The sequence below is a fragment of the Vibrio sp. 03_296 genome, assembly GCF_002265885.1.
In genome coordinates this window covers 1-1,649 of the sequence record NZ_NPKW01001356.1, presented here as the reverse complement: position 1 = coordinate 1,649, position 1,649 = coordinate 1, and the positions used below count along the sequence as shown (strand labels likewise).

Annotated in this window: 12 tRNA genes; all 12 read right to left on the bottom strand. The window is 47.1% G+C overall.

Features of this window, described 5'->3' with window-relative positions:
* Positions 1 to 92: 92 nt before the first annotated feature.
* Positions 93 to 167, bottom strand: a tRNA-Gln gene (locus CIK04_RS32225).
* A gap of 54 nt (positions 168 to 221) precedes the next feature.
* Positions 222 to 306, bottom strand: a tRNA-Leu gene (locus CIK04_RS32220).
* 44 nt (positions 307 to 350) lie between these two features.
* Positions 351 to 427, bottom strand: a tRNA-Met gene (locus CIK04_RS32215).
* Positions 428 to 438: 11 nt separating this feature from the next.
* Positions 439 to 523: transfer RNA gene (locus CIK04_RS32210), tRNA-Leu, on the bottom strand.
* A 45-nt stretch (positions 524 to 568) separates the two neighbouring features.
* Positions 569 to 643, bottom strand: a tRNA-Gln gene (locus tag CIK04_RS32205).
* Positions 644 to 698: 55 nt separating this feature from the next.
* Positions 699 to 783: transfer RNA gene (locus CIK04_RS32200), tRNA-Leu, on the bottom strand.
* Between the two features lie 44 nt (positions 784 to 827).
* A tRNA-Gln gene (locus tag CIK04_RS32195) sits at positions 828 to 902 on the bottom strand.
* 54 nt (positions 903 to 956) lie between these two features.
* A tRNA-Leu gene (locus CIK04_RS32190) sits at positions 957 to 1,041 on the bottom strand.
* Between the two features lie 44 nt (positions 1,042 to 1,085).
* Positions 1,086 to 1,162 (bottom strand) — tRNA-Met (locus tag CIK04_RS32185).
* A 77-nt stretch (positions 1,163 to 1,239) separates the two neighbouring features.
* A tRNA-Gln gene (locus tag CIK04_RS32180) sits at positions 1,240 to 1,314 on the bottom strand.
* Positions 1,315 to 1,324: 10 nt separating this feature from the next.
* Positions 1,325 to 1,409, bottom strand: a tRNA-Leu gene (locus CIK04_RS32175).
* A gap of 38 nt (positions 1,410 to 1,447) precedes the next feature.
* Positions 1,448 to 1,524, bottom strand: a tRNA-Met gene (locus tag CIK04_RS32170).
* Positions 1,525 to 1,649: the final 125 nt, after the last annotated feature.

Genomic DNA, 1,649 nt, shown 5'->3' with positions numbered 1-1,649 from the left:
GCGCCAGAACCTAAATCTGGTGCGTCTACCAATTTCGCCACTTCCGCATAAATTGTCTGCTAATTAAGATAATCATCTCAATAGCTAAATAGTGGCAGGTCTACCTGGATTCGAACCAGGGAATGGCGGCATCAAAAGCCGCTGCCTTACCGCTTGGCGATAGACCTGCAGTTGATAGCTTTCACTATCCGTTTCTAATCATCGACTAGAAACTTAAATCATGGTGCGGAAGGAGAGACTCGAACTCTCACACCTTGCGGCGCCAGAACCTAAATCTGGTGCGTCTACCAATTTCGCCACTTCCGCATTATTTATTCCTAAAAGCTCTCAGTGAAGAGAATGTTTAGGAATGGTGGCTACGACGGGATTCGAACCTGTGACCCCATCATTATGAGTGATGTGCTCTAACCAGCTGAGCTACGTAGCCACAACAATTTATGGTGCGGAAGGAGAGACTCGAACTCTCACACCTCGCGGCGCCAGAACCTAAATCTGGTGCGTCTACCAATTTCGCCACTTCCGCATAAATTGTCTGCTAATTAAGATAATCATCTCAATAGCTAAATAGTGGCAGGTCTACCTGGATTCGAACCAGGGAATGGCGGCATCAAAAGCCGCTGCCTTACCGCTTGGCGATAGACCTRCAGATGACAGCTTTGCTATCGTTTTCTAAGTGTTCGCTTAGAAAAGAAATTCGATGGTGCGGAAGGAGAGACTCGAACTCTCACACCTCGCGGCGCCAGAACCTAAATCTGGTGCGTCTACCAATTTCGCCACTTCCGCATCGAATTTTCATGCATCAAGACATTGTCTTAATAGCTAAATAGTGGCAGGTCTACCTGGATTCGAACCAGGGAATGGCGGCATCAAAAGCCGCTGCCTTACCGCTTGGCGATAGACCTACAGCTGACAGCTTACGCTATCGGTTTCTAACCATTGATTAGAAACTTAAACAATGGTGCGGAAGGAGAGACTCGAACTCTCACACCTTGCAGCGCCAGAACCTAAATCTGGTGCGTCTACCAATTTCGCCACTTCCGCATTATTTATTCCTAAAARCTCTCARTGAAGAGAATGTTTAGGAATGGTGGCTACGACGGGATTCGAACCTGTGACCCCATCATTATGAGTGATGTGCTCTAACCAGCTGAGCTACGTAGCCATCTTTTGGAGCGAGACAATATAACTATTCTCTCTCTCAGTGACAACCCCTTTATGAAAGGTTTTCACTTAAATAGTTGGCAGGTCTACCTGGATTCGAACCAGGGAATGGCGGCATCAAAAGCCGCTGCCTTACCGCTTGGCGATAGACCTACTGAAAACATGGTGCGGAAGGAGAGACTCGAACTCTCACACCTTGCGGCGCCAGAACCTAAATCTGGTGCGTCTACCAATTTCGCCACTTCCGCAACTATTCCTAATAACTCTTTAAAAAAGTTCTTAGGGATGGTGGCTACGACGGGATTCGAACCTGTGACCCCATCATTATGAGTGATGTGCTCTAACCAGCTGAGCTACGTAGCCAAAACCATGTTTCCGTTCCTTTCGTTCTATCGCTGTCTCGTTGGGAACGGGCGCATTATGAGGAGTTGCGTCACAACCGTCAACAGTTTTTTTAAATAAATCGGGACAAAATAAATCGTTCGCTT